The 23,560-nt window shown below is 60.9% G+C and carries 24 protein-coding genes and 1 pseudogene; 10 read left to right on the top strand and 15 right to left on the bottom strand.

Going from position 1 to position 23,560, the window contains the following annotated elements; all coding sequences use genetic code 11:
* The first annotated feature begins 12 nt into the window (after window positions 1-12).
* On the top strand, window positions 13-795 hold the full coding sequence (locus O3W47_RS13820; RefSeq protein ID WP_127757941.1) for a hypothetical protein: 783 nt from the start codon (window positions 13-15) through the stop codon (window positions 793-795).
* Window positions 796-842: 47 nt separating this feature from the next.
* A complete protein-coding gene (ureC, locus tag O3W47_RS13815) occupies window positions 843-2,552 on the top strand; it encodes an urease subunit alpha (RefSeq protein WP_137452762.1) in 1,710 nt (569 codons plus the stop codon).
* An 18-nt stretch (window positions 2,553-2,570) separates the two neighbouring features.
* On the opposite strand, the gene O3W47_RS13810 is transcribed toward ureC, so the two are convergent.
* Window positions 2,571-2,897 carry a hypothetical protein gene (locus O3W47_RS13810; protein ID WP_137003926.1) on the bottom strand — a complete coding sequence of 109 codons (327 nt, stop codon included), beginning with the start codon at window positions 2,895-2,897 and terminating at the stop codon, window positions 2,571-2,573.
* Window positions 2,894-3,397, bottom strand: coding sequence for a hypothetical protein (locus tag O3W47_RS13805; RefSeq protein ID WP_137003925.1), 504 nt, complete (start codon window positions 3,395-3,397; stop codon window positions 2,894-2,896). Before O3W47_RS13805 ends, O3W47_RS13810 begins: the two co-directional genes overlap by 4 nt.
* A gap of 223 nt (window positions 3,398-3,620) precedes the next feature.
* Here O3W47_RS13805 and O3W47_RS13800 point away from each other — a divergent pair, with 223 nt between their 5' ends.
* The 5 genes from O3W47_RS13800 (at window position 3,621) to aidB (ending at window position 7,373) form a co-directional block, all read left to right on the top strand.
* Complete coding sequence (locus O3W47_RS13800; protein ID WP_003520599.1) at window positions 3,621-4,157, top strand: peroxiredoxin; 537 nt, start codon at window positions 3,621-3,623, stop codon at window positions 4,155-4,157.
* Window positions 4,158-4,511: 354 nt separating this feature from the next.
* Window positions 4,512-4,997, top strand: a complete 486-nt coding sequence (ureE, locus tag O3W47_RS13795) for an urease accessory protein UreE (RefSeq protein ID WP_003520598.1) — start codon at window positions 4,512-4,514, stop codon at window positions 4,995-4,997.
* 3 nt (window positions 4,998-5,000) lie between these two features.
* Window positions 5,001-5,672 carry an urease accessory protein UreF gene (locus O3W47_RS13790; RefSeq protein WP_170985833.1) on the top strand — a complete coding sequence of 224 codons (672 nt, stop codon included), beginning with the start codon at window positions 5,001-5,003 and terminating at the stop codon, window positions 5,670-5,672.
* Window positions 5,673-5,933: 261 nt separating this feature from the next.
* Window positions 5,934-6,545 (top strand): urease accessory protein UreG, encoded by a 612-nt coding sequence (gene ureG, locus O3W47_RS13785; RefSeq protein ID WP_269314842.1) that lies wholly within the window; start codon window positions 5,934-5,936, stop codon window positions 6,543-6,545.
* Between the two features lie 3 nt (window positions 6,546-6,548).
* Window positions 6,549-7,373, top strand: a complete 825-nt coding sequence (gene aidB, locus O3W47_RS13780; RefSeq protein WP_269313968.1) for an AidB family quorum-quenching N-acyl homoserine lactonase — start codon at window positions 6,549-6,551, stop codon at window positions 7,371-7,373.
* A 72-nt stretch (window positions 7,374-7,445) separates the two neighbouring features.
* On the opposite strand, the gene O3W47_RS13775 is transcribed toward aidB, so the two are convergent.
* The 10 genes from O3W47_RS13775 to O3W47_RS13730 form a co-directional block, all read right to left on the bottom strand.
* Entirely contained in the window at window positions 7,446-8,135 is a 690-nt protein-coding gene (locus tag O3W47_RS13775) for a Crp/Fnr family transcriptional regulator (RefSeq protein WP_078051694.1), read from the bottom strand.
* A 466-nt stretch (window positions 8,136-8,601) separates the two neighbouring features.
* Window positions 8,602-11,922, bottom strand: coding sequence for an efflux RND transporter permease subunit (locus tag O3W47_RS13770; RefSeq protein ID WP_080815973.1), 3,321 nt, complete (start codon window positions 11,920-11,922; stop codon window positions 8,602-8,604).
* Window positions 11,923-11,935: 13 nt separating this feature from the next.
* Window positions 11,936-13,129 (bottom strand): efflux RND transporter periplasmic adaptor subunit, encoded by a 1,194-nt coding sequence (locus O3W47_RS13765; RefSeq protein WP_003520590.1) that lies wholly within the window; start codon window positions 13,127-13,129, stop codon window positions 11,936-11,938.
* A 361-nt stretch (window positions 13,130-13,490) separates the two neighbouring features.
* The gene (locus tag O3W47_RS13760) at window positions 13,491-14,483 is read right to left on the bottom strand and encodes an ABC transporter substrate-binding protein (RefSeq protein ID WP_020813653.1); all 993 of its coding nucleotides are present in this window, start codon (window positions 14,481-14,483) and stop codon (window positions 13,491-13,493) included.
* A gap of 20 nt (window positions 14,484-14,503) precedes the next feature.
* Window positions 14,504-15,376, bottom strand: coding sequence for an ABC transporter permease (locus tag O3W47_RS13755; protein ID WP_137003920.1), 873 nt, complete (start codon window positions 15,374-15,376; stop codon window positions 14,504-14,506).
* Window positions 15,373-16,248: an ABC transporter permease gene (locus O3W47_RS13750; protein ID WP_269313967.1), complete on the bottom strand. Its 876-nt coding sequence runs from the start codon at window positions 16,246-16,248 to the stop codon at window positions 15,373-15,375. The genes O3W47_RS13755 and O3W47_RS13750 overlap by 4 nt, the downstream gene beginning before the upstream one ends.
* A 234-nt stretch (window positions 16,249-16,482) precedes the next feature.
* Window positions 16,483-17,277 (bottom strand): ABC transporter ATP-binding protein, encoded by a 795-nt coding sequence (locus O3W47_RS13745; RefSeq protein ID WP_269313966.1) that lies wholly within the window; start codon window positions 17,275-17,277, stop codon window positions 16,483-16,485.
* Window positions 17,274-17,717 carry an NUDIX hydrolase gene (locus O3W47_RS13740; RefSeq protein WP_269313965.1) on the bottom strand — a complete coding sequence of 148 codons (444 nt, stop codon included), beginning with the start codon at window positions 17,715-17,717 and terminating at the stop codon, window positions 17,274-17,276. Before O3W47_RS13740 ends, O3W47_RS13745 begins: the two co-directional genes overlap by 4 nt.
* Window positions 17,714-19,171, bottom strand: coding sequence for a dihydropyrimidinase (hydA, locus tag O3W47_RS13735; protein ID WP_269313964.1), 1,458 nt, complete (start codon window positions 19,169-19,171; stop codon window positions 17,714-17,716). Before hydA ends, O3W47_RS13740 begins: the two co-directional genes overlap by 4 nt.
* Window positions 19,168-20,415 (bottom strand): Zn-dependent hydrolase, encoded by a 1,248-nt coding sequence (locus tag O3W47_RS13730; protein WP_269313963.1) that lies wholly within the window; start codon window positions 20,413-20,415, stop codon window positions 19,168-19,170. Before O3W47_RS13730 ends, hydA begins: the two co-directional genes overlap by 4 nt.
* 260 nt (window positions 20,416-20,675) lie before the next feature.
* Between O3W47_RS13730 and rutR the strand changes: the two genes are divergently transcribed.
* The 3 genes and pseudogenes from rutR to O3W47_RS13715 all read left to right on the top strand — a co-directional run bounded on the left by rutR (window position 20,676) and on the right by O3W47_RS13715 (window position 22,163).
* Complete coding sequence (gene rutR / locus O3W47_RS13725) at window positions 20,676-21,317, top strand: HTH-type transcriptional regulator RutR (protein ID WP_003520582.1); 642 nt, start codon at window positions 20,676-20,678, stop codon at window positions 21,315-21,317.
* 254 nt (window positions 21,318-21,571) lie between these two features.
* Window positions 21,572-21,895: pseudogene (locus O3W47_RS13720) on the top strand (DUF2325 domain-containing protein); the annotation flags it as partial.
* Entirely contained in the window at window positions 21,876-22,163 is a 288-nt protein-coding gene (locus tag O3W47_RS13715) for a hypothetical protein (RefSeq protein WP_137004377.1), read from the top strand. The pseudogene O3W47_RS13720 and the gene O3W47_RS13715, both read left to right, overlap by 20 nt.
* A gap of 9 nt (window positions 22,164-22,172) precedes the next feature.
* Here O3W47_RS13715 and O3W47_RS13710 read toward each other — a convergent pair whose 3' ends face one another.
* The 3 genes from O3W47_RS13710 to O3W47_RS13700 all read right to left on the bottom strand — a co-directional run bounded on the left by O3W47_RS13710 (window position 22,173) and on the right by O3W47_RS13700 (window position 23,537).
* Window positions 22,173-22,568: a DUF423 domain-containing protein gene (locus O3W47_RS13710; protein ID WP_269313962.1), complete on the bottom strand. Its 396-nt coding sequence runs from the start codon at window positions 22,566-22,568 to the stop codon at window positions 22,173-22,175.
* Window positions 22,565-22,966 (bottom strand): group II truncated hemoglobin, encoded by a 402-nt coding sequence (locus tag O3W47_RS13705; protein ID WP_035220023.1) that lies wholly within the window; start codon window positions 22,964-22,966, stop codon window positions 22,565-22,567. Before O3W47_RS13705 ends, O3W47_RS13710 begins: the two co-directional genes overlap by 4 nt.
* Before the next feature lie 274 nt (window positions 22,967-23,240).
* Entirely contained in the window at window positions 23,241-23,537 is a 297-nt protein-coding gene (locus O3W47_RS13700) for a nucleotidyltransferase family protein (protein ID WP_003520575.1), read from the bottom strand.
* Window positions 23,538-23,560 lie beyond the last annotated feature (23 nt).

The following is a 23,560-nucleotide window of genomic DNA, read 5'->3' as shown; positions in this document are numbered from 1 at the left end:
CGGCCTGACACAATGAGCAATGAACATATATTATATATTCCGCGCCGTGCAAAAATCGCGATTACCGTCCTTGCGATATTTTTCTTCCTGCTCTCCATAGCAGTCGTTCTGTTCTTGCTGAATGAAAAGGTCGATGCGGGCGTGGTAACCACGGGGCTGACGCTCGCGCAGACATGCGCCGCCGGGCTGGGCGTTATTGCCGTGGTTTTTTATACTCGCTTTAACGTGAATGTCTCGTTTCTGAAGAAACGGACCGAGGATTTTCTCATTCGGGAAATACCGGATGCTCTGCGTATCGTCGAATATCAGGAAGGTCATTTCGGAGAATTGACCCCGTCTTACCGGCCAAACCCGCTGGTGACGAAAACCCGAATATTGGTGAATTACGATCAGGGCAACCACTATTGCCAGTACCGGGTGCTCGCTTATGGTGTTGATCAGAAAATATATGTTCAGGTGAATGTTAAGCGGCTGGTGGTCTCATATTTTCTCGATGCCGATCCGGTGGAGGGAGCCGATACGAGACATAGGCTGGAATATGTCGTCCGGGCTGCAGAGGCGGCCGGCTATACTTACAAATATGAGGATGTCCATGACAGCGCCCATCGGAACGTCTCTGTTCAGCTAAGATTGTTTAAAGACCTGTCGGACGATTTTTTGGTCAATGCCAGCGAACGTCTTTTCCTCGCGAATGATTTTGCCAGCATGACACGTGCTCTCATCAGGGCACTGCCCGAACGAGTTATAGATTTGCCACTGACCGGCGATTTCGCTGAAACGCCGGAAGTTGCCTAAGAAGATACGTCCGCGCCGTTCGTTGTGTTTCCAAGGAGCCTGAGCCCATGCCCTACAAGATTTCCCGCGCCGCCTATGCCGGCATGTTCGGCCCGACCGTTGGCGACAAGGTGCGTCTTGCCGATACCGAACTCTTCATCGAGATCGAGAAGGACCACACGATCTATGGCGAGGAAGTGAAATTCGGCGGCGGCAAGGTCATTCGCGACGGCATGGGCCAGAGCCAGGCGACGCGGGCCGAAGGCGCGGTCGATACCGTCATCACCAATGTGGTGATCGTCGACCATAGCGGCATCTACAAGGCGGATGTGGGCCTGAAGAACGGCCGCATCCACGCCATCGGCAAGGCTGGCAATCCCGACACGCAGCCGGGCGTGACGATCATCGTCGGCCCATCGACGGAGGCGATTGCCGGCGAAGGCAGGATACTGACGGCCGGCGGCATGGACGCGCATATCCATTACATCTGCCCGCAGCAGATCGAAGAAGCGCTGATGAGCGGCATCACCTGCATGCTGGGCGGCGGCTCCGGGCCGGCGCATGGCACGCTTGCCACCACATGCACCGGCGCATGGCACATTGAGCGGATGATCGAAAGCTTCGATGCCTTCCCGATGAATCTGGCGCTGGCGGGCAAGGGCAATGCATCGCTGCCCGCACCGCTGGAAGAGATGATCCTTGCCGGCGCGTCGTCGCTGAAGCTGCATGAGGACTGGGGCACGACGCCGGCCGCCATCGACAATTGCCTGACGGTGGCCGATCAATACGATGTGCAGGTGATGATCCACACCGATACGCTGAACGAAAGCGGCTTCGTGGAAGATACGGTCGCCGCCATCAGGGGCCGCACCATCCATGCCTTTCACACCGAAGGGGCGGGCGGCGGGCACGCGCCCGATATCATCAAGGTCTGCGGCAATCCCAACGTCATTCCGTCTTCCACCAACCCGACGCGGCCCTACACCGTCAACACGCTCGCCGAACATCTGGACATGCTGATGGTGTGCCACCACCTGTCGCCGTCCATCCCTGAAGATATCGCCTTTGCCGAAAGCCGTATCCGCAAGGAAACCATCGCGGCGGAGGATATTCTCCACGATATCGGCGCGTTTTCGATCATCTCTTCCGACAGCCAGGCCATGGGCCGCGTCGGCGAAGTGGCGATCCGCACCTGGCAGACGGCCGACAAGATGAAGCGCCAGCGCGGCCGCCTGAAGGAAGAAACGGGCGAAAACGACAATTTCCGTGTCCGCCGCTATATCGCCAAATATACGATCAACCCGGCCATCGCCCAGGGTGTCAGCCACGAGATCGGCTCCATCGAAGTCGGCAAGCGCGCCGATCTGGTGTTGTGGAATCCTGCCTTTTTCGGCGTGAAACCGGAGATGGTGCTGCTCGGCGGCTCGATTGCCGCCGCCCCGATGGGCGATCCGAATGCCTCCATTCCCACGCCGCAGCCGATGCATTACCGGCCGATGTTCGCCGCCTATGGCAAGCTGCGCACCAATTCCTCGGTCACTTTCGTGTCGCAGGCGTCGCTGGATGCGGGTCTTGCCCAGCGCCTCGGCGTCGCCAAGAAGCTGCTGCCGGTGAAGAATGTCCGCGGCGGCATCTCCAAGGCGTCGATGATCCACAATTCGCTCACCCCACATATCGAGGTCGATCCGGAAACCTACGAAGTGCGGGCGGATGGCGAGCTTTTGACCTGCGAGCCGGCAACGGTGCTGCCGATGGCGCAGCGTTATTTCCTGTTCTGAGAAACGGCTGCTCCGCGCTCAGATGCACATGAGTGCGGTCAGCAGGCTTGCAACGCCGGCCATGAACAGCCCCATGGCCGCCATTGCGGGGATTTTGATCCTCGGCTGATCGATGATGGCGTCCGCCTCGCCCGCAAGCAGGGTTATGGCTTGCAGAAACAGGTAGAGGCAGAACAGCAAAGAGACGCTGAAAAACAGGGCAGCTGGGTAAACCAGCCAATTGGAAAGGTCCGGCGTCCTGTTCTTGAAAGTGGCCAGAAGGAGGATCAGCGAAAGCCCGGCGCTGGCGATGATGCGGAAAACCGCCAGCATTTCCTTGGTCGATTCCTTGTTGCCGTCCTTCATTTTGACCGCTTGCGCCACCAGGAGAGCCCCAAGATATCTTTCATCAGGTAAGGCGGCTCCGTGTGGCTGTTGCGCTTGTCCTGAAATTTTTTCGATGAAGGCAGCTTTTCCTTCTCCGCTTGCCGCTTTGCATAGGTCTCTTCCCAGCAGGCGATGAATTCATCCGCATGTCTGTAGCCAAGCTCGCAGGGCACTTTTCGGCTGAGCGCCGAGGGGCTGAGCGTTTCCACATCAATGATGCGATGGGCGAATGCTCCCACTGCACTGGCCTGCAAAGTCACGACTTCATCGATGTACCATGACCGCCATTCGGCGAAACTCTTGCCGTCTACCTTTTCCGCGACCTTCCGCAGCAAGTCTCCATCCATCTTTTCGCAGACATCCGTGACCAGCCCTGCGACGAAGCCACGCAGATTGGAGCATTGTGGGCCGTCGCTATAGTCGAAATAGGCTCTGAGGGTACTGTCGAGATGATTGAGTACGCGATCTTTCAAAATCAATTTCAGTGTCTCCCGTTGGGTGGCGGAATATTACTTAAAAGTGTATTTCTGTAAACAATACTTTATAGTTGCATCAAGTGGTACGTGGCCTGTTTGAATCTCCTTTGAAATCGGGATTTTTATGCTGCACCGCAGCGCGTCTTGCGCTATGGAAACGGCAAAAGAATTCCGCGCGGATCGATCCCAAGCGATCCTCGCAAAACGCCAGAACAGGAGACAAGACATGCTCGGCAAAAAAGTGCCCGCCGTAACCTTCCGCACGCGCGTTCGCGATGAGGCCGTCGGTGGCCCCAACCCGTTCCGTTGGCAGGACATGACCTCCGACGATTATTTCAAGGGCAAGAAGGTCGTTCTGTTTTCGCTGCCCGGCGCCTTCACGCCGACCTGCTCGACCTACCAGCTTCCCGATTTCGAAAAGCTGGCGGGCGAGTTCCGTGCGCTCGGCGTCGATGACATCTATTGCCTGTCGGTCAATGACGCCTTCGTCATGAATGCCTGGGCAAAGGGCCAGAACCTCGAAAACGTCAAGGTCATTCCGGATGGTTCGGGTGAGTTCACCCGCAAGATGGGCATGCTGGTCGCCAAGGACAATCTCGGTTTCGGCATGCGCTCCTGGCGTTACGCCGCCGTCGTCAACGATGGCGTCGTCGAGCAGTGGTTCGAGGAAGAGGGCTATTCGGACAATTGCGAATCCGACCCCTATGGCGTTTCCGCGCCGCAGAACATTCTGGAAAACCTGAAGGCACGCGCTGCGGCCTGATTTCGGTTTTACGATTTTGCGAAAGCCCGGCCGCAATGCCGGGCTTTTTTCGTTTTCTGGGACGTGATTGTCTTTCGCGGTGCCGCCTCATCCGCACACCGTCACCCCGGACCAGATCCGGAGTCTTTCGCGATCAAGTCCTTGATCGCGAAAGACTCCTCTCACGGCGCAGACGCGCCGTGGCTGGATGCCGGATCCAGTCCGGCATGACGGGGGAGTAGTTGCCGGGCGCCTCAAGTCTTTCTGCCGGCAATGCCGACCTTTTTCACGCCTTGCATTGTATCCACCTTGAAATCACCCCGCCTATCCGGCAAAAATCAGACCCCCAAGACTGTTTCTGAAACGGATCATCCCATGCTGCGCGTCACCTCCTATCATCCGGCCGGAACCCCTGCCGACGAAGCTTCCGGTTATGTCACCCTGGCGCATGACCAGCGGCATCTGCGCCGCAAGCTGCTGCATCTGCAAAATGACGAGATGGTGATGCTGGATCTGAAGGAAGCCGTGCTGTTTGCCCATGGCGACCTTCTGGTGGTGGAGAACGGTGATCTGATCGAGGTCCGTGCGGCGGATGAAAAGCTGTTCGAAATCAAGGCGAAGGATCGTCTTCACCTGATCGAGCTTGCCTGGCATCTGGGCAACCGGCATCTTTCCGCGCAGATCGAGGAAGAGCGTATTCTCATCCTGCGCGACCATGTCATTCGCGCCATGCTGGAAGGTCTGGGCGCCACCGTGCGTGAGGTGGAAGAGCCATTCCAGCCGGCGCGCGGCGCTTACCACGCCCATGGCGGCCATTCCCATGGTCATGACCACGGGCATCACCATCACGATCACGGCTGAGCCGTGAGTGAAGATCGCGGCGTCGCCGCGTTGCTGCGGTTGATGGCCTGGATGTCGCCGGCCTTTCCCGTCGGTGGTTTTTCTTATTCCGGCGGGCTTGAAAAGGCGGTGGAGGATCGGCGTGTCGGCGATGCGGCGGCCCTGCGCGACTGGCTCGAAACGCTGTTGCGCCACGGCAGCCTTTGGAACGATGCGGTGTTTCTGGCGCATGCCTGGCGCAGCGCCGGGGATGCGGCCGTGTTGAGCGAAACGGCCAATCTGGCGCGGGCGCTGGCCGGTTCGGCGGAGCGATACCGCGAGACGGTGCTTCTGGGCGATGCCTTCGTTGCCGCCGCCGGCGCATGGCCGCATGCGGTTCTGGACCTGCTGCCGAAGGACGTTCCCTATCCCGTCGCCGTCGGGGCGGTCGCCGCCGGTCATGCGGTGCCGCTCAGGGAAACGATTGCCGCCTTTTTGCATGCCGGCGCCTCGCAGATCGTTTCAGCGGGCATCCGCCTCGGGGTCGCGGGACAGAGGGATGGCGTTGCCATTCTGGCCGCAAGCGAGGCGATCATCGCGGAGATGGCGGCGTGGGCGATGCAATCCACGCTCGACGATCTCGGCAGCGCGACGATCATCGCCGATACGGCAGCCATGCGCCATGAAACGCAGGGCACCCGGCTTTTCCGTTCCTGAGAGCTACGGCATCGATTGAGCGCGCGCATGCCACTTGTTTCTTCTCCCCGGAGGGGGAGAGGTCGCGGCAGCGGGATGAGGGGGCGAGTTCTCAGTTTATCGCTGGCGTTGCCCCCTCATCCGACCCTTCGGGCCACCTTCTCCCCCTCGGGGAGAAGAAACAGGCGGCACGGTTCTTGCTTTCTTTTGAAGTGTTGGTCCAAGGCATTAAGGTAGAAAATACCAAAGCATAGTGAAGGAAACACAGTCGTGAAATCGGGCATGAAATCGGGTAATGGGCCGCTGCGCGTCGGCATTGGCGGGCCGGTCGGTTCTGGCAAGACGGCGCTGACGGAAAAGCTCTGCAAGGCAATGAGCGCGGATTATTCCGTCGCGGTCGTCACCAACGATATCTACACCAAGGAAGATGCCGAGGCGCTGGTGCGCATGCAGGCGCTGCCGTCCGAGCGTATCGTCGGCGTCGAGACGGGCGGTTGCCCGCATACCGCCATTCGTGAGGATGCGACGATCAATCTGCAGGCGATTGCCGGGCTCAATGCGCGGTTTCCCGATCTCGATGTGGTCTTCATCGAATCCGGCGGTGACAATCTTGCCGCGACCTTTTCGCCCGATCTGGCCGATATCACCATCTATGTCATCTCCGTCTGTCAGGGTGAGGAAATTCCGCGCAAGGGCGGGCCGGGCATCACCCGCTCGGACCTGCTGGTCATCAACAAGAAGGACCTTGCACCCTATGTCGGCGCTGACCTCTCCGTCATGGATAGCGATGCGACCCGCATGCGCAACGCCATGCCCTTCGTCTTCACCGATATGAAACGCGGCGACGGTGTGGATCGCATCGTCGGTTTTCTGAAAGAGCAGGGCGGTCTCTGAAATATGGCTATCGCCCGCCGGTTCGGTGCTTACGAGGTTTCCCGTTTTGTCGACGGTGTCTACAAGGCGCCGGTCGGCCATCTCATCCATCGTCAGGGCGCCGAAGCGCTGGCTGCGGCCCTTGCCGGCCATTGGGGCGAAACGGTGGATATGGACGTCAACTGCTTTGCGCTGTCCGGGCCTGACGGCATCTGGCTGATCGATGCCGGTTGCGGCACGGCCTGGGGTGCGGCCTATGGCCATGCCCGCGCGGCGATGATCGCCGCCGGGATTCAGCCGGCCGATGTGACGCGTGTCATCCTCACCCATATTCATGGCGACCATGCGCTTGGCCTCATCGACGGCGACCGGCCTTATTTTCCCAATGCCGACATATGGGTTCCCGAGGCCGATCTTGGCTTTTTCAGCAGCGCGGAGGCGCGCAAGAGCCTGCCGCCGGCCCGGCAGGGCGGGTTCGACCTTGCCGCGCGGCTGCTAGACATTTGCGGCCCGATGTTGCGGCCGATCCCCATGGGCGCGGTCGCCGAGGGTATCGAGGCAGTCGCCATGCCTGGCCATACACCGGGGCACACCGGTTATCTGATCGGCAATTGCGATGAGCGGCTGTTATTATGGGGCGACGTGCTGCATGTGAGCGCGTTGCAGGTGAAAGATCCCGGCGTCGGTTTCGTCTACGATATCGATTCCGCGCTTGCTTACGAAACACGCCTCAAGGCGCTGGCCGAGGCCGCCGATCACGGCTGGCTGGTTTCCGGCGGTCATCTCGGTGGATTTTTCCGTGTCGAGCGGCAGGGCGACAGCTTCCGCTTCGTGCCGCAGCCGGGCTGATTTTCCGATTTCGGACATGCAGAAGGGCGGAATGCCTGATGGCATCCCGCCCTTCGTCCTCTCCCGGTATTTTCAGATCTGCTTCAGCGCGGCGACGTCATTGACCTGCACGATGCGTCCGCGCACGGTGACGCCAGCCTTTTTCAGTGCCGAAAAGGCGCGCGACAGTGCTTCCGGCGCGAGGCCGAGCTTGCCGGCGAGCAGGCTTTTCTGGAATGGCAGCCGCAGCGAAAAGGATGTCGCGTCGCGCGGGCCCTGATTGATGAGGTAATGGGCGACACGTTGCGGCGCCGTCTGCAGCCGGTCGTTCGCGATGCAATCCATCGTGGCCAGCAGGCTGTTGGACAGGCAGCGCATGACGGCCTTGGCGATGGCCGGCTCCTGATCGATCAGACTGCGGATTCTCGCAAGTTCGAACCGCGCCACGGTGCAGCTTTCCGCCGCCTGCGCGCTGTAGCGATAGGTATCGCTGCCGAAAATCAGGCATTCGTTGAAGGTATCGCCGGGGCCGCTGACGCGCACATCCGCCTCGCGGCCATGCCGGTCCAGCCGGTAAAGCCTGACGTAACCCGAGAGCACGCAGTAAAAATGCTGCGCCGCTTCGCCTTCCTTGAAGAGCACATGGCGGGCGTTCACATTGGTGATGGTCGCCGCCTCCATCAGCTTCAATGCCGCCGCATCATCCGCTATCCCGATCAAGGGTGCACGCAGCAGAATGTTCCTGTCCCTGTTGCTCAGCTTCACGGTCTTGTTCACGTCCATCCGGCTCCCGCTCATACCTTTTGCCGGGCTGTCCGAAGCGAGACGAAACCGGGGATGTTCGTGTTCCCGCACGCCTATCTGAAAAGAGCTCATCGCATTATCCTTCGACCGGCAATTCCCGATGCGAGGGAGATTAGCAGTTCACCTGGAAAGCGAATTGATTTCGATCAAACAGGATTGCAATCGTTACGGGAGGAAATGGTTCGTCCATTCGTGCTGAGAAGCACAGGGGGAATATGGAGCGGGCGAGCGCCGCATATTTCTTCTCCCCGAGGGGGAGAAGGTCGCGGCAGCGGGATGAGGGGGCAAGGCCAGAGATAGATCGAGCGCTAGCCCCCTCATCCGACCCTTCGGGCCACCTTCTCCCCCTCGGGGAGAAGAAACAGGCGGCGACGTTTTGCCCTTTTACACGCCCAAAGAAACGCCGGGCACAGGGCCCGGCGTCTCAATCGTTATTCTGCAAGCTTCACTCCGCAGCAAGCGGCGGCAGCCGCAATATGTTGCTGCCCTTGTCTGCGGCCTTGTCGCCGGTGCCCTTTTCCATGCTGGCGACGCGCGCCTCCAGCGAGGAGAGCGCCAGGCTGTTTTCGCGGGCGATCTCCGAGAGTTTCTCGTTGGAGAGGGCCTCTTCCTCCTCTTCCTTTTTGCCGACGAAGCGGCCGAAGAGGTGGGCGAGCAGGCGCGACAGGTCGTCCATGATCAGGAAGAAGGCCGGCACCACGATGAGGGACAGCACCGTCGAGACGATGATGCCGCCGATCACCGCAATCGCCATCGGCGCGCGGAACGAGCCGCCTTCGCCGACGCCGAGCGCGGAGGGCAACATGCCCGCCGACATGGCGATGGAGGTCATGATGATCGGGCGGGCGCGCTTGCGGCCGGCCTCGACCATGGCATGCACCCGTTCCATGCCGTGGCGGCGCATTTCGATGGCGAAATCCACCAGCAGGATGGCGTTCTTCGTCACGATGCCCATCAGCATCAGGATGCCGATGAGAACGGGCATGGACAGCGCGTTCTGCGTGATGATGAGCGCGACCGCCACGCCGCCGATGGCAAGCGGCAGCGAGAACAGGATGGTGAAGGGCTGGATGACATCCTTGAACAGCAGGATGAGCACCACCAGCACCAGCATCAGGCCGAGCAGCATGGCGTTGACGAAGCCCTGCTGCATTTCGCCCTGCACCTTGGCGTCGCCGCTTTCGGCAAGGCGCACGCTCGCCGGCAGGTCGGTTTCCGACACGATGCGCTTGAACTCGGCCGTCGATGTATCGAGCGCCGTGCCGAAGGGAACGTCGGAGCCGATGGAGACGACGCGGTTGCGGTCGTTGCGCTTGATCGAGCTTGGACCCTCCGAATAGTCGATATCGGCAACGCTATAGAGCGGCACCAGCGAACCGGAGGCGGTCTTGATCTTCAGCGCGCGGATGGTGGCGAGATCGCGGCGGGTATCGAGCGACGCCTGCACACGGATCGGAATCTGCCGGTCATCCAGCGAAATCTTCGTCAGCTGCGCATCGATATCGCCGATGGTGGCGACACGCACGGTCTGCGAAATCTGCTGCGGCGTGATGCCGAGGCGGGCGATCTCATCCTTGCGCGGGCGGATCTGCAGTTCGGGGCGGGGCAATGCACCTTCCGAGCTGACATTGGCGAGGATGGGCGAAGCGCGCAGGCGGCTTTCGAGAATACCGACGGCGTCGTTCAAATCCTTCTCATTGGTGGAAAGGAAGTTGAAGGAGAGCTCGCGTTCCGCACGGTCGTTCAGCTTGATGATGCGGACATCCGGAATACCGCGCACCTGCGCGAAAATATCCCGCTCCACATCCCATTGCGGACGTGTGCGACCCTTTTCCTCCACCTTCGGCAGATATTGGCCGATGAGCGGAATGGAGCCCAGCCCCTTGTTGACCACCAGCTTGAGCAGCGAATGGTCGATGTGCTGCAGGATGACGTTGACGGTGGCGCGGCGAAGCTCCAGATCGCCCTTGGGCGAAGCGCCGCCGAGGATGAAGACGCTTTCCACGCCGTTGATGTCACGCAGGGCATGATAGATCTGCGTCGTCGTGCGGTCGGTTTCGTCGAGCGTCGCATTGGGCGGCAGTTCCACCGAAAGCGTCACGCGCGAGGCGTCGTCCGGCGGCAGGAAGCTGCCCGGAACGCCGGCGAGAAGAATGACGGAAGCGACGAGGAAGCCGATGGCGCCGAGCAGCGTCAGATAACGCGCCCACCATTTGCGGGTGGTGGCGGTTACCATGCGCGTATAGGCCTTCATCAACCGGCTGTCATTGTCGTGGTGATCGTCCATCGCATCTTCGGCGCGCATCAGATAGGCCGCCATCAACGGTGTGATGAGGCGGGCCACGGCCAGCGAGAAGAACACCGAGAAGGCGACGGTGAGGCCGAACTGGATGAAGTACTGGCCGGGAATGCCGGGCATGAACGACACCGGCACGAAGACGGCGATGATGGTGAAGCTGGTGGCGATGACGGCGAGGCCGATTTCATCCGCCGCTTCGAGTGCCGCCCGATAGGGCGTCTTGCCCATCTTGATATGGCGGGCGATGTTCTCGATTTCCACGATGGCGTCGTCCACGAGAATACCCGTGGCGAGCGTGAGCGCCAGGAAGCTGACGAGGTTGAGCGAGAAGCCCATGATGTCCATGATCCAGAAGGTCGGGATCGCGGAAAGCGGCAGCGCCACGGCGGCAATCAGGGTTGCGCGCCAGTTGCGCAGGAAGAGCAGGACGACGATGACGGCGAGGATCGCGCCTTCGATCAGCGTGTCGAGCGCGGCCTTGTAGTTGCCATAGGTGAAATAAACGGCGTCATCGACCATTTCGATCGACACGTCCGGATGATTCTTGCGCACCTCATCGAGGCTTGCCGCCACGGTTTCGGCGACCGAGACTTCGCTCGCGCCCTTGGAGCGGAACACCGCGAAGGTGACGGCGGGGTTGCCGTTGAAGCGCGAGAAGGACTTCTGTTCCTGGTAGGTGTCGGTGACCGTGCCGAGCTCGGAAAGCTTGACGAAACGGCCGTTGGAAAGCGCAATCGTGGTGTTGGCGAGCTGGCTCACATCGCGCGTGTCGCCGAGCGTGCGGATGGTCTGCTCGTTGCCGCCGACCTGGCCGCGGCCGGAGCCGAGATCGATATTGGTGCCGCGCAGCTGGCTGTTCACCTCAGTTGCGGTGATGCCATAGGCGTCGAGCTTTTCGGGGCTCAGAGACACGCGCACTTCGCGGTCGGCGCCGCCGTAGCGGTCGACCTTGCCGATGCCGGACTGGCCCTGCAGCGAACGCTTGATCGTGTCATCCACGAACCAGGACAGTTCTTCCAGCGTCATGTTGGGCGAAGAGACGGCAAAGGTCTGGATCGCCTGTCCCTCGACGTCGATCTTGCTGACGACGGGCACTTCGATATCGGCCGGCAGATCGCTGCGGATCTTGTCGATGGCGTCCTTGGTGTCCTGAACGGCCTCTTCCGTCGGCTTTTCGATGCGGAAGACAACCGTTGTCGTCGACTGGCCGTCGACCACGGTGGACTGGATTTCGTCGACGCCGCTGATGGCGGCGACGGCGTCCTCGATCTCCTTCGTCACCTGCATTTCCAGCTCGGAGGGCGAAGCGCCGCTCTGGGTGACCGTGACGGCCACGACGGGAACGTCGATGTTCGGAAAACGGGTGATGGGCAGGGTGTTGAACGCCTGCATGCCGAGGATCATCAAAAGCGCGAAGCCGAGCAGCGGCGCAATCGGGTTACGGATTGACCATGCGGAAAAGTTCATCTCATTCCCTCAGTCAGTTGGACGCAGCCGTCTGGGCTTCCACCGGTCTTATCCGGTCACCATCACGCACGAATGCTCCAGCTTTCTCGACAACCTTGTCTCCAGCGGCAAGACCGCTGACGATCTCGATAAAACCGCCGTCTTCGATGCCGGTCTCGATCTTTACCTGCTTGACGACGTCGCCTTCCACCTTGCGGGTGGTCGAGCCTTCACGCCCGGAGGTGACGGCCGACAGTGGCAAAGCGAGCGCATTCGTCTCCTCGACGATGATCGCCGCGCTGGCATACATGCCGGAACGCGCCGGGCTGTCGGTCGGCAGAACCACATGCACGGAGCCGAGGCGCGTCGTCGGGTCGACGGTGGGTGAAACGAGGCGCACCTTGCCTTCTATTTTCTCAGCTCCGCCGGCAACCGTCAAATAGGCTTTCTGGCCTGCCTTGACCTTCTGGATATCGGTCTCGGAGAGATCGGCGACGAGTTCTATCGCACCGTCCTTGATGACGGTGAACAGCGGATTGCCCGCACCGCTGGCGATTGCGCCGACCTTGGCGTTCTTGGCGGAGACGATGCCGGCGACCGGGGTTTTCACGCCGGTGCGCGTCAGCTTCAGATCGATGTCGTCGATCTGCGCGTCGACGACCTTGATGTCGGCTTCGCCGGCGGAAACCGCCTGTTTGGCCGCATCGAGGCGGGCCTGCGCCACCTGAGCGGCCGCTTCGGTCTTTTCCGTCTCGGAGACGGAGCCGGAGCCGCTCTGGCCGAGCTTGGCGGCGCGGTCGCGCTGGCGAAGGGCGTCATTGAGATTGGCCTGCGCTTCCAGCACCTGCGCCTTCGACTGGGTGACGGAGGCTTCGGCCTTGGCCTTGTTGGCCTCAAGCTGGCTCTTTTGCAGCACGAGGCTGTCGGAGGACAGCACGGCCAGAACCGCATTCGCTTCCACCCGGTCGCCGATATCGGCGTTCAGCGTGTCGATGGACAGGCCGTCGACCAGCGGCTGGACGTAAATTTCGTCCACGGGACGGATCGTGCCGGTGGCGATGATGCGGTCCACGAGATCGCGTTTTGCCGCATGGGCGACGATGATGGAAGGCAGGTTCTGCTGTTTGACCGGCGCCTGCGCCTCTCCCTCGGCTGCTGCGGAGAGGGGAAGCGCCGTTGCGGAAAGAAGAAGGAATACAAAGCGGTTAAACGTGACTTTATGCTGCATGTGTCTTGGCTCGCGCAATATCCGATCGCATGTCCTGCAGCCCCAAGGCTCGTTTTAAAAGGTCATGCGATAGCGAATGTGAAACAAGGGATCACAATACTTCCTTTTCGATCCTCCCGATTCAAACGCCCCTCAACGCGAATCTTAAGCACCTTTGCCCAGTGCTTATTTTACAAGATCAAATTTGGCAGTCTTGTGGGCGGGACTGTAATTCTTGTTGTCGTACAAATCAATCCGCATAGCCGCGATGGTTGATATACATTTTTGTATAGGTCGGGATATTGTAATTCGTCAAATGGGTTACCACCGCAAAAAACGCGCGGACGGTGCCGCGCGTTCCCTGCATCCGGGTTAAATTCGACTATTTCAGCGCCGCATCGGTGATTTCGGTGGTGTAGGCGCCTGTCGGTTCCTTGGTGATGACCGGGTCGGAACCGCCGCCCAGCAGCGTCTTGACGGTACGGTCATAGTCCGCCTTGTCGAGCGCGCCCTTCGAGCCGGCGGTAAGTTTTGCCACTTCGCCCATCATGCGCTTCTGGTGTTTTTCGGTCTGGGCGCCGGAGGCGTCGTTTTCGAGAACGATATCGGCGGCGTCGTCAGGGTTTTCTTCCGCCCATTTCCAGCCCTTCATGGAAGCGCGGACGAATTTGACCATGTCTTCCTTGAACTTGGCGTCCTTCAGCTTGTCTTCCAGAACGTAAAGCCCGTCTTCCAGCGTCGCCACGCCTTCCGCCTCGTATTTGAAGGTGACGAGTTCCTCCGGCTTGATGCCGGCATCGATGACCTGCCAATATTCATTATAGGTCATGGTGGAAATGCAGGCGGCCTGTTTCTGCAGCAGCGGATCGACATTGAAGCCCTGTTTGAGAACGGTCACGCCGTCCGCCCCGCCGGTGGTCGGGATTTTCAGGTGCGCCATCCACGACAGGAACGGATATTCATTGCCGAAGAACCAGACGCCCAGCGTCTTGCCCTTGAAATCCTCCGGCTTGGTGATGCCGGTTTCTTTCAGGCAGGTCAGCATCATGCCTGACGATTTGAACGGCTGGGCGATATTGACCAGCGGCACGCCCTTTTCGCGGGTGGCAAGTGCGGATGGCATCCAGTCGACGATGACATCCGCACCGCCGCCGGCCAGAACCTGGGCGGGCGCAATGTCCGGGCCGCCGGGCTTGATGTCGACATCGAGTCCTTCGGCTTCATAGAAACCCTTGTCCTTGGCGACGTAATATCCGGCGAACTGCGCCTGGGTGACCCATTTCAGCTGCAGGGTAATCTTGTCGGCGGCCTGCGCTCCGAATGCGGTCAGGAGTGACGCGCCGGCAAGAAGCATGGATGCAAGTTTCATTTTCATCGCTGTTCCCTTTTTCGTTATTACGTTCGTCCCCCACGGACGGACGGATGCCAGAAGGTGACGGCCCGCTCCGCGAGCGCCACGAGACCATAAAAGCCGGAGCCGGCGAGCGCGGCGACCGCGATTTCGGCCCAGACCATATCGACATTGCTGCGGCCCATTTCCGCCGAGATGCGGAAACCCATGCCGACGATGGGCGTGCCGAAAAACTCCGCGACGATGGCGCCGATCAGCGCCAGCGTGGAATTGATCTTCAGCGCGTTGAAGATGAAGGGCCAGGCGGCGGGCAGGCGCAGTTTCACCAATGTCTGCCACCAGCCGGCGGCGTAGGTGCGCATCAGGTCGCGTTCCATGTGGCTGGAAGCGGCAAGCCCCTGCACCGTGTTCACCAGCATGGGAAAGAAGGTCATGATGACGACGACGGCGACTTTCGACTGCCAGTCGAAGCCGAACCACATGACCATGATGGGTGCTACGCCGACGACCGGCAGAGCCGAGACGAAATTGCCGATGGGCAGCAGCCCGCGCTGGAGGAAGGGCGACCGGTCGATGAGGATGGCGACGGCAAAGCCGAGGCCGCAGCCGAGCACATAACCCGTCAGCACCGATTTGATGAAGGTCTGGCGGAAATCGGCCCAGAGGATCGGCAGGGAGCCGGCGAGCCGTGCAAGGATGGCGCTTGGGGCCGGCAGCAGGATGGGCGGCACGGAAAAACCGCGCACAACGCCTTCCCAGAGTGCGAGGATGGCCAGCCCGAAGAGGAGCGGCACGGCGATGCGGCCGATGCGTTTTGCCGCTGGCGTGGAGACGTGGCGGCGCACCAGCCATTCGTTGAAGGCCCAGGCGGCAAGCCAGAACAGGATCGCGCCGAAAAACCAGCCGGGATGGGTCATGGCCGGGCTCCCATTCTCTTGAGGACGGCGGCATGGGCGATGCCGATGATGGATACCAGCAGCGCAGCCACACCGGCGGCCATGAACAGAGCCGCCCATATCTGCACCGTCTGGCCGTAATAGGAACCGGAAAGCAGGCGCGCGCCGAGCCCGGCAACGGCGCCTGTCGGCAATTCACCGACGATGGCGCCGACCAGCGCAATGGCGACGGCGATCTTCAGCGAGGTGAAGAGATAGGGCAGCGCCGAGGGCCAGCGCAGCTTCCAGAAAATCTGGCCGGGCGAGGCATTATAGGTGTGCATCAGGTCAAGCTGGATCGTCTCCGGACTTCTGAGGCCCTTCACCATGCCGACGACGATGGGGAAGAAGGAAAGATAGGTGGAGATCAGCGCCTTCGGCAGCAGCCCGGAAATGCCGATGGAGTTCAGGACGACGATGATCATCGGCGCGACGGCGAGGATCGGGATCGTCTGGCTGGCGATGATCCACGGCATGACGGAGCGGTCCATGGCGCGGTTATGCACGATGGCGACGGCAAGCAGGATGCCGAGCGCAGCACCGATGGCGAAACCCAGCAGCGTCGCCGAGAGCGTGACGCCGGCGTGATAGATGAGGCTGCGCTTGGAGGTGACGGCCTTGTTGACCGTGGTGTCCCACAGTTCGGCGGCAATCTGGTGCGGGGCGGGGAGAACCGGGCGCTCCTGCGCGAAGGTTTGCGGCAGGAGTTCGAAGAAGCCCGGCATTTGACCGGCGCGGGTGGCCTGGTCGCGGGCGAAGGGCATGTTGAGGTAGATGACGGCGAGGTGCCAGAGGATGAGGATGGCGAGGAGGACGGTGAGGATGGGGAGGATGCGGTGGCGGAGGAGGGTCATGGGTTTTCGCTCCGCCGCTTTTGCCGCGGGTGGGGCTTAGCGGTGCCTTGTGGGTGTGGCTTACCCCCCTCTGCCCTGCCGGGCATCTCCCCCTCAAGGGGGGAGATCGACTCGTGGTGAGGTCTCGGCCGTCTTAACGTTTGCGAATGAAGCGGTGGTCGCGCCTCTTGCTGATCTCCCCCCTTGAGGGGGAGATGCCCGGCAGGGCAGAGGGGGGTAAAGCTGGCGATGACCTCACCCCTCATAGCTATGCCCCGCCTTCAACCCCTCACGCACCCGATGCGCAATCGCCAGAAATTCCGGCGTCTCGCGAATCTCGAGCGGCCTTTCCCGTGGCAGCGTCGATGTAATCACATCCGTCACCCGGCCCGGCCGTGGCGACATGACGACGATCTTGGTCGAGAGATACACCGCTTCCGGAATGGAATGGGTGACGAAGCAGATGGTCTTGCCGGTCGTATCCCAGAGTTTCAGAAGCTGTTCGTTGAGGTGATCGCGCACGATCTCATCCAGTGCGCCAAAGGGTTCGTCCATCAACAGCAGGTCGGCATCGAAGGCGAGCGCGCGGGCAATCGAGGCGCGCTGCTGCATGCCGCCGGAAAGCTGCCAGGGATATTTCTTGCCGAAACCGTTGAGGTTGACGAGATCGAGCGTGCGCTCGATGCGCTCGCGCTGCTCGGCCTTGGTATAGCCCATGATTTCGAGCGGCAGGGCGATGTTCTTTTCGATGCTGCGCCATGGATAAAGGGCGGCGGCCTGGAAGACATAACCGTAGGAGCGGTCCCGGCGGGCGGTTTCCGGCGTCGTGCCGTTGACGGTGATGCCGCCGGATGTGTGTTTTTCCAGATCGGCGATGACCCGCAGAAAGGTGGTCTTGCCGCAGCCGGAAGGGCCGATGAAGGAGACGAAATCGCCCTTGCCGACCTCCAGGTCGACATTGGAGAGTGCGTGCACCGGGCCATCGCCCGTTTCAAAGGTGAGGCCGAGATTTCTGGCGGAAACGACGGAATAGGGTGAGGCCTGGTTCATCTGGGCTTGGTTTCGCTTTCCGTCAGGGCCGCGCGCGCCAGCGGCAGCATTTGGGTTTCCGTGAGCTTGGCGATCGTTATGCCGGTGTGGCGGTCGAGATCGAGCCAGCGCACTTCCTCTATTTCCGCCTGCGGGGCGACCTCTGTCTGAAGTCTGGCGATGAATGTATGGGCGACGACGTCGGCCCCCGTCTCATTGGCGGCCTCCTCGCGAAAGACGCCTTCATAACGGGCGGCATTTTCGGGCAGCGTCAGGCCGATTTCCTCGGCTAGTTCGCGGTGAAGCGCCTGTTCCGGCGTTTCGCCGGGATCGATCTTGCCGCCCGGCTGCATGAATTGCGTGGTGCCGCGCTTGCGCACGACAAGCATCTGCCGCCGCTCGTTGAGCAGAACGGCTGCGGCGATGACGATTTCGCGTTTCGGCCCGGCGCTCACGGTCATACACCCGATGCAGGGATGCCGCTGCGCTCCACCTTGCGCGGCGCGACGAGTTCCTTCCAGGTGGAAAGCGCCCGGCTGACGGCCGGATAAGCATCGCGGGCGATGAACTGGCCGTGGCCCGGCTGCGTTTCGATGGTGGCCTCCTCGATGCTGATGAGACCGCGCGACAGGGTGTAACGCGGCAGGCCTTTGACCTTCTGGCCTTCGAACACGTTGTAATCGATGGCCGATTGCTGGCTCGCCGCGCTGATGGTCTTTTCCAGCGCTGGATCCCAGACGACGATATCGGCGTCGCTGCCGACGAGGATCGCGCCCTTTCTGGGATAGATGTTGAGGATTTTGGCGATGTTGGTGGAGGTGACGGCGACGAATTCGTTCATCGTCAGGCGGCCGGTCGCCACGCCATGGGTCCAGAGCAGCGGCATGCGATCTTCCAGCCCGCCGGTGCCGTTCGGTATCCTGCGGAAATCGCCAAGGCCGAAGCGTTTCTGCTGCGTGGTGAAGGCGCAATGGTCGGTCGCCACGCATTGCAGCGAGCCGGAGGCGAGGCCGGCCCAGAGGCTGTCCTGATGCTGCCGGTTGCGGAAGGGCGGCGACATCACCCGGCGGGCGGCGTGATCCCAGTCGGCATTGGCATATTCGCTTTCGTCGAGGATCAGGTGCTGGATCAGCGGTTCGCCATAGACCCGCATGCCGTTCTGGCGGGCGCGGCGGATCGCTTCATGCGCCTGTTCGCAGGAGGTGTGGACGACATAAAGCGGGGCGCCGGCCATGTCGGCGATGATGATGGCGCGGTTGGTGGCCTCGCCTTCCACCGAGGGCGGGCGGGAATAGGCATGCGCCTCCGGCCCGACATTGCCTTCCGCCATCAGTTTTTCCTGCATCTGCGCAACGATATCGCCGTTTTCCGCATGCACGAAGGGGATGGCGCCCAGTTCGGCGCAGCGCGAGAAGGAGGCGAACATCTCGTCGTCATTCACCATCAAAGCGCCCTTATAGGCCATGAAGTGCTTGAAGGAGTTGATGCCTTTTTCCCGAACCACAGTCTTCATCTCATCGAAGACCTGCTCGCCCCACCAGGTGACGGCCATGTGGAAGGAATAATCGCAATTGGCGCGCGTCGCCTTGTTGTCCCATCGCTGCAGGGCATCAAGAAGCGACTGGCCGGGCTCCGGCAGGCAGAAATCCACCACCATGGTGGTGCCGCCGGCAAGCGCCGCGCGCGTGCCGCTCTCGAAGTCATCGGCGGAATAGGTGCCCATGAAGGGCATTTCCAGATGCACATGCGGATCGATGCCGCCGGGCATGACGTAACATCCGGTGGCATCGAGTACCGTGCCGCCGGTCAGATCGGGTCCGATCTCGGTGATCCTGCCGCCTTCGATCTTCACATCGGCCTTGTAGGTGAGGTCGGCGGTGACGATGGTGCCGTTCTTGATGATGGTGGCGGTCATTCCACGATCTCCGCAGTCTCAAGCACCGCATGCAGCAGCACGTCGCAGCCGGCGGCGGCCCATTCCGGCGAAATTTCCTCGGCCTCGTTGTGGGAAAGCCCGTCCACGCAGGGGCAGAAGATCATGGTGGAGGGGGCGACCCGTGCCGTCCAGCAGGCATCGTGGCCGGCGCCGGAGATGATGTCCATGTGGCTGTAGCCGAGTTTTTCGGCGGCAGAGCGCACGCGGCCGACCAGAACGGGGTCGAAGGTAACCGGATCGAAATGGCCGATGGCTTCGATCGAGCAGCCGACGCCGAGTTCTTCGGCGATCTGCGGCACCTCGCGTTCGAAGATGGCGCGCATGCTGTCGAGTTTCGCCTGTGAGGGGGTTCTGAGGTCGATGGTGAAGACCACCTTGCCGGGCAGCACGTTGCGGGAATTGGGTGTGAAGATCATCTGGCCGACGCCGGCCACGGCGCCCGGCTGGTGGGCCATGGCCACTTCCTGCACCTTTTCGAGAATGCGGGCGGCAGCTAAGCCGGCATTGACGCGCATGGCCATCGGGGTGGAGCCGGTATGGGCTTCCTTGCCGGTCAGCGTCACTTCCAGCCACCACAGGCCCTGGCCATGGGTGACGACGCCGATCTGTTTGCTTTCGGCTTCCAGGATCGGCCCCTGCTCGATGTGATATTCGAAATAGGCGTGCATCTTGCGCGCGCCCACCTCTTCCTCGCCCAGCCAGCCGATGCGCTTCAGCTCGTCGCCATAGGTCTTGCCGTCGGTATCGGTGCGGCCATAGGCATAATCGAGATCGTGAATGCCGGCGAAGACGCCGGAGGCCAGCATGGCCGGGGCAAAGCGTGCGCCTTCCTCGTTTGACCAGTTTGTGACGGTGATCGGGTGTTTGGTCTTGATGTTGAGGTCATTCAGGCTGCGCACCACCTCCAGCCCGGCCAGCACGCCGAGCACGCCATCGAACTTGCCGCCGGTCGGCTGGGTGTCGAGGTGGCTGCCGATATAAACGGGAAGCGCGTCCGGATCCTCGCCGGGGCGGGTGGCGAACATGGTGCCCATGCGGTCGACGCCCATTGTCAGGCCCGCCGCCTCGCACCAGCGCTGGAACAGGCGGCGGCCTTCCGCATCCTCATCCGTCAGCGTGCGGCGATTATTGCCGCCGGCAATGCCGGGGCCGATCTTCGCCATATCCATCAGACTGTCCCACAGACGGTCGCCATTGACCGTCAAGTTCTTACCCGCCGCCATGAAGTGTCGTCCTCACCTGTTTTGTTTTTATCGAAGCAAAGCTTGTGCCGTTCCCTTTTTTGCCGGTTAAGATAACAGCCATTGCCTTGTGATGGCGATGGGGGATAAATTGACCGGCTGGTAAACATTGCAAATTCGCGGTGGCGTCAGCAAGGGATTTTCGTGACGAATCGCAGTAATTTTGCCTAAACTGTACGCGTAGATTATTTTTTAAGCATACTGTAACGGCAATTGCATGGAAAAGAAACAGAGAGCTGAGAATGGCCATACCGCGCGCAGCGAAAACACAGAAGCGGACCCGCATTCAGGAAGAAAAGCAGGAAGCGATTCTTGAAGCCGCGCTCAGTGTTTTTTCCACAAACGGGTTTCGCGGCTCCACCATCGATCAGATCGCCGAGGCGGCCGGCATGTCGAAACCGAACGTGCTTTATTATTTCCGCACCAAGGAGGCGATGCATCGCGCGCTGATAGAGCGGGTGCTGGACACATGGCTCGACCCGCTGCGCGCTTTCGATGCCGAGGGCAATCCTGAAAGCGAGATTCGCTCCTATATTCGTCGCAAGCTGGAAATGTCACGCGATTTCCCGCGTGAAAGCCGCCTGTTCGCCAATGAGATCCTGCAGGGCGCGCCGCATATCGAAGATGAGCTGAAGGGGCCGCTGAAACAACTGGTGGATGAAAAGGCCGAGGTGATCCGCGCCTGGGTGAAGGCCGGGCGGATGGCCAAATGCGATCCCTATCATCTCATTTTTTCCATCTGGTCGACCACCCAGCATTATGCGGATTTCGATGTGCAGGTGCGGGCGGTGCTGGGCGAGAAGAATGGCGGCGAGGGCCGTTTTGAGGATGCGGCCCGGCATCTGGAGCAGCTTTTCATGGGCGGATTGCGGATAAACGGCTGAACGGAACCATTCTCTCGAATATGTGATCGATTCTTTATGTCAAAACATGAGGAAAATTATCACCTTTATACTTTACTCCAAAACTCATCTTTATTATGGTGCCGGCATCCCGAACGTCCGGGGCATTGAAAAATCAACCGGCAGGTGAGGGAATGGCACGTAAGGAAAAGAAGAAGGCCGAACGCGGCGGCAAGCAGGGCAAGGGCGCGCCACAGACCGAAAAGGACGTGGCCGAACAGCAGCTTTCCGGTCCGAAAAGCTTTCTTTATGTCGGCGGCCGTGACTGTCAGGTTGCGCATCTTCGCCAGATCGCCAGCAATTTCGGGGCGGAGCTCATTCATCACGATGGCGGCCTGCGTGAAGCCGTCTCGCGCATCGATACCGTGCTTCCCTCCGTCGACTGCGTTTTTTGCCCGATCGACTGTATCAGCCACGATGCGTGTCTGCGGGTGAAGTCCGGTTGCAAGAAATTCGGCAAGACGTTCATTCCGCTGCGCAACGGCAGCAAATCCAGTCTGGAGCGGGCGCTGCAGACCATGAATGAACGGACCTCCAGCGATGAGCGACGAGCGCAGTAATTTCCACGATGAAGAGCCCGCGGTAGCAGAAGCCTGCCGCGTGGAACTGCACAAGATGGCCGAGCAGGCTGCCGATCCGGCCCTGACGGATATTTATGAAATCATCGGTGAACGCGAAAGGCGCAACCGCCTTGCCAGAAGCGGCGGCAATGTGGTGACCTTTCCCCATCTGCGCACCCGCCAGCCCGGTGAAACGCCGTCCTTCGAAATCGGCGCGGCGGCCGAAGAGGGCCGCAATATCCTCTCGTTTCGCTGGAAGCGGCGTTAGGGCTAAAGCCTAACCCTTCGGCTTCAGAAACGCTCCCGCGCACAGTACCAGCCATCCGGCGATCATGCCGAGGCCGCCCGTGGGTGCGGCGTAGGGAAACAGGCTGTGGCCGGAAAAATGCCGGGTGACGAGATCGCCGACAAAGATCGCGGTGCCGAGGCCGAGGATCAGGCCTGCCGGAATTGCGGTTCTGACGCGATCCGCGCCGATATGGAGCGCCACCAGCACCGGCGCATGCGCCAGCGCCATGGCTGAGGCATTGCCGAGCATATAGGTTTCGCCGGTGTGGGTGGCGGCGGCAGCTAGCATGACGCCCGCAGCACCCAGAAGGCCACCCAGCAACAGAATGAAGGCCCGCAATCTGTCGCGGGGCAGGCTTGCGATGGTCGCGCTCTGCGTTGTCATTGGCTGTCCGCCTCCTGGTTCTGCATGTGAAAGGCCAGTCGCTCGACCGGCGTCCAGATGATCTCGCGAAGCTTCGGATTTTCGATGGTCTCGTCCATGGCGCGGCGGAAGCAGAGCAGCCATTCATCCCGCTCGGCGGGGCCGATGGGGGCGACGAAATGACGCCGCCGCAACATCGGATGGCCGTGTTTCTCGACATAAACGGGCGGTCCGCCAAGATATCCCGTCAGATAATCGTAAAACTTCGCCTCGCTGCCGGAAAGATCGGCGGGATGGATGGCGCGGCAGCGCGCCGCTTCCGGCAGGGTATCCATCAATTCGTAGAAGCGCCGGGTCAGCGCCCTGACGGTCGCATCGCCACCTATCGCTTCATAAAGGGTAATGGTCTCGCCGCTCATAATCCGCCTCTCGTGGCCCTCCGGTCCTTATCGCTCCATGGAGCCGGAAGAGCAACAGGGCACGGGCGGGGTGCGACATTTGGGACACGGCGCTGATAAGTCCTCAGCTTTCACCTTCGACGGATCGTTGAATGGCCGCAACAGCGATTTTGAGCGGCGCCACATGTTCGGTGACCACGGCCCAAACGACGTCATCCGCCTGCGATGTGGGTCTCAATGCCGTTTATGGCCTCAAGAATTTCAGCGAGAACCGGCCCGACCCTGCGTCTGGTCATCAAAATATCCGTACGGCGGATTGTTCGATGTCATTCCGGAGCAGCGGGTGGAGGCTGTTGCGTGTCGTCACGTCGACTTCCACGGCCAATTCTTCTTCCAGAAACTGCTTGATACCGACGAGATCGATCAACGAGAAACGGCGGCCCGGATCATAGTCGATGAAGATGTCCAGATCGCTGGAGGCAAGGGCCTCATCGCGGGCCGTCGATCCGAAAAGATAGAGCGAAGTCGCGCCCATGCTTTTCACTGCATGGGCGTGGCGCTTGAGTTTCCTGATTGCGTCCGTTCTTTTCATGCGCGCAGCTTACACCATCGCGT

The sequence above is a fragment of the Agrobacterium sp. LMR679 genome, from assembly GCF_027157905.1.
In the GTDB taxonomy this organism is placed as follows: domain Bacteria; phylum Pseudomonadota; class Alphaproteobacteria; order Rhizobiales; family Rhizobiaceae; genus Agrobacterium; species Agrobacterium leguminum.
The sequence above is the reverse complement of the archived record's forward strand: the minus strand, read 5'-3'. Positions and strand labels throughout refer to the sequence as shown.

Bases quoted from the DNA above. Each gene is read 5' to 3' on its own strand.
- O3W47_RS13765 (WP_003520590.1), bottom strand. From the start codon at position 13,129: ATGCAGCATAAAGTCACGTTTAACCGCTTTGTATTCCTTCTTCTTTCC.
- O3W47_RS13715 (WP_137004377.1), top strand. From the start codon at position 21,876: ATGAGCGACGAGCGCAGTAATTTCCACGATGAAGAGCCCGCGGTAGCA.
- O3W47_RS13750 (WP_269313967.1), bottom strand. From the start codon at position 16,248: ATGACCCTCCTCCGCCACCGCATCCTCCCCATCCTCACCGTCCTCCTC.
- ureC (WP_137452762.1), top strand. From the start codon at position 843: ATGCCCTACAAGATTTCCCGCGCCGCCTATGCCGGCATGTTCGGCCCG.
- O3W47_RS13710 (WP_269313962.1), bottom strand. From the start codon at position 22,568: ATGACAACGCAGAGCGCGACCATCGCAAGCCTGCCCCGCGACAGATTG.
- O3W47_RS13770 (WP_080815973.1), bottom strand. From the start codon at position 11,922: ATGAACTTTTCCGCATGGTCAATCCGTAACCCGATTGCGCCGCTGCTC.
- O3W47_RS13800 (WP_003520599.1), top strand. From the start codon at position 3,621: ATGCTCGGCAAAAAAGTGCCCGCCGTAACCTTCCGCACGCGCGTTCGC.
- O3W47_RS13705 (WP_035220023.1), bottom strand. From the start codon at position 22,966: ATGAGCGGCGAGACCATTACCCTTTATGAAGCGATAGGTGGCGATGCG.
- O3W47_RS13745 (WP_269313966.1), bottom strand. From the start codon at position 17,277: ATGAACCAGGCCTCACCCTATTCCGTCGTTTCCGCCAGAAATCTCGGC.
- aidB (WP_269313968.1), top strand. From the start codon at position 6,549: ATGGCTATCGCCCGCCGGTTCGGTGCTTACGAGGTTTCCCGTTTTGTC.
- hydA (WP_269313964.1), bottom strand. From the start codon at position 19,171: ATGACCGCCACCATCATCAAGAACGGCACCATCGTCACCGCCGACCTC.
- O3W47_RS13775 (WP_078051694.1), bottom strand. From the start codon at position 8,135: ATGGACGTGAACAAGACCGTGAAGCTGAGCAACAGGGACAGGAACATT.
- O3W47_RS13730 (WP_269313963.1), bottom strand. From the start codon at position 20,415: ATGGCGGCGGGTAAGAACTTGACGGTCAATGGCGACCGTCTGTGGGAC.
- O3W47_RS13820 (WP_127757941.1), top strand. From the start codon at position 13: ATGAGCAATGAACATATATTATATATTCCGCGCCGTGCAAAAATCGCG.
- O3W47_RS13740 (WP_269313965.1), bottom strand. From the start codon at position 17,717: ATGACCGTGAGCGCCGGGCCGAAACGCGAAATCGTCATCGCCGCAGCC.
- O3W47_RS13810 (WP_137003926.1), bottom strand. From the start codon at position 2,897: ATGAAGGACGGCAACAAGGAATCGACCAAGGAAATGCTGGCGGTTTTC.
- O3W47_RS13700 (WP_003520575.1), bottom strand. From the start codon at position 23,537: ATGAAAAGAACGGACGCAATCAGGAAACTCAAGCGCCACGCCCATGCA.
- ureE (WP_003520598.1), top strand. From the start codon at position 4,512: ATGCTGCGCGTCACCTCCTATCATCCGGCCGGAACCCCTGCCGACGAA.
- O3W47_RS13760 (WP_020813653.1), bottom strand. From the start codon at position 14,483: ATGAAAATGAAACTTGCATCCATGCTTCTTGCCGGCGCGTCACTCCTG.
- ureG (WP_269314842.1), top strand. From the start codon at position 5,934: ATGAAATCGGGTAATGGGCCGCTGCGCGTCGGCATTGGCGGGCCGGTC.
- rutR (WP_003520582.1), top strand. From the start codon at position 20,676: ATGGCCATACCGCGCGCAGCGAAAACACAGAAGCGGACCCGCATTCAG.
- O3W47_RS13755 (WP_137003920.1), bottom strand. From the start codon at position 15,376: ATGACCCATCCCGGCTGGTTTTTCGGCGCGATCCTGTTCTGGCTTGCC.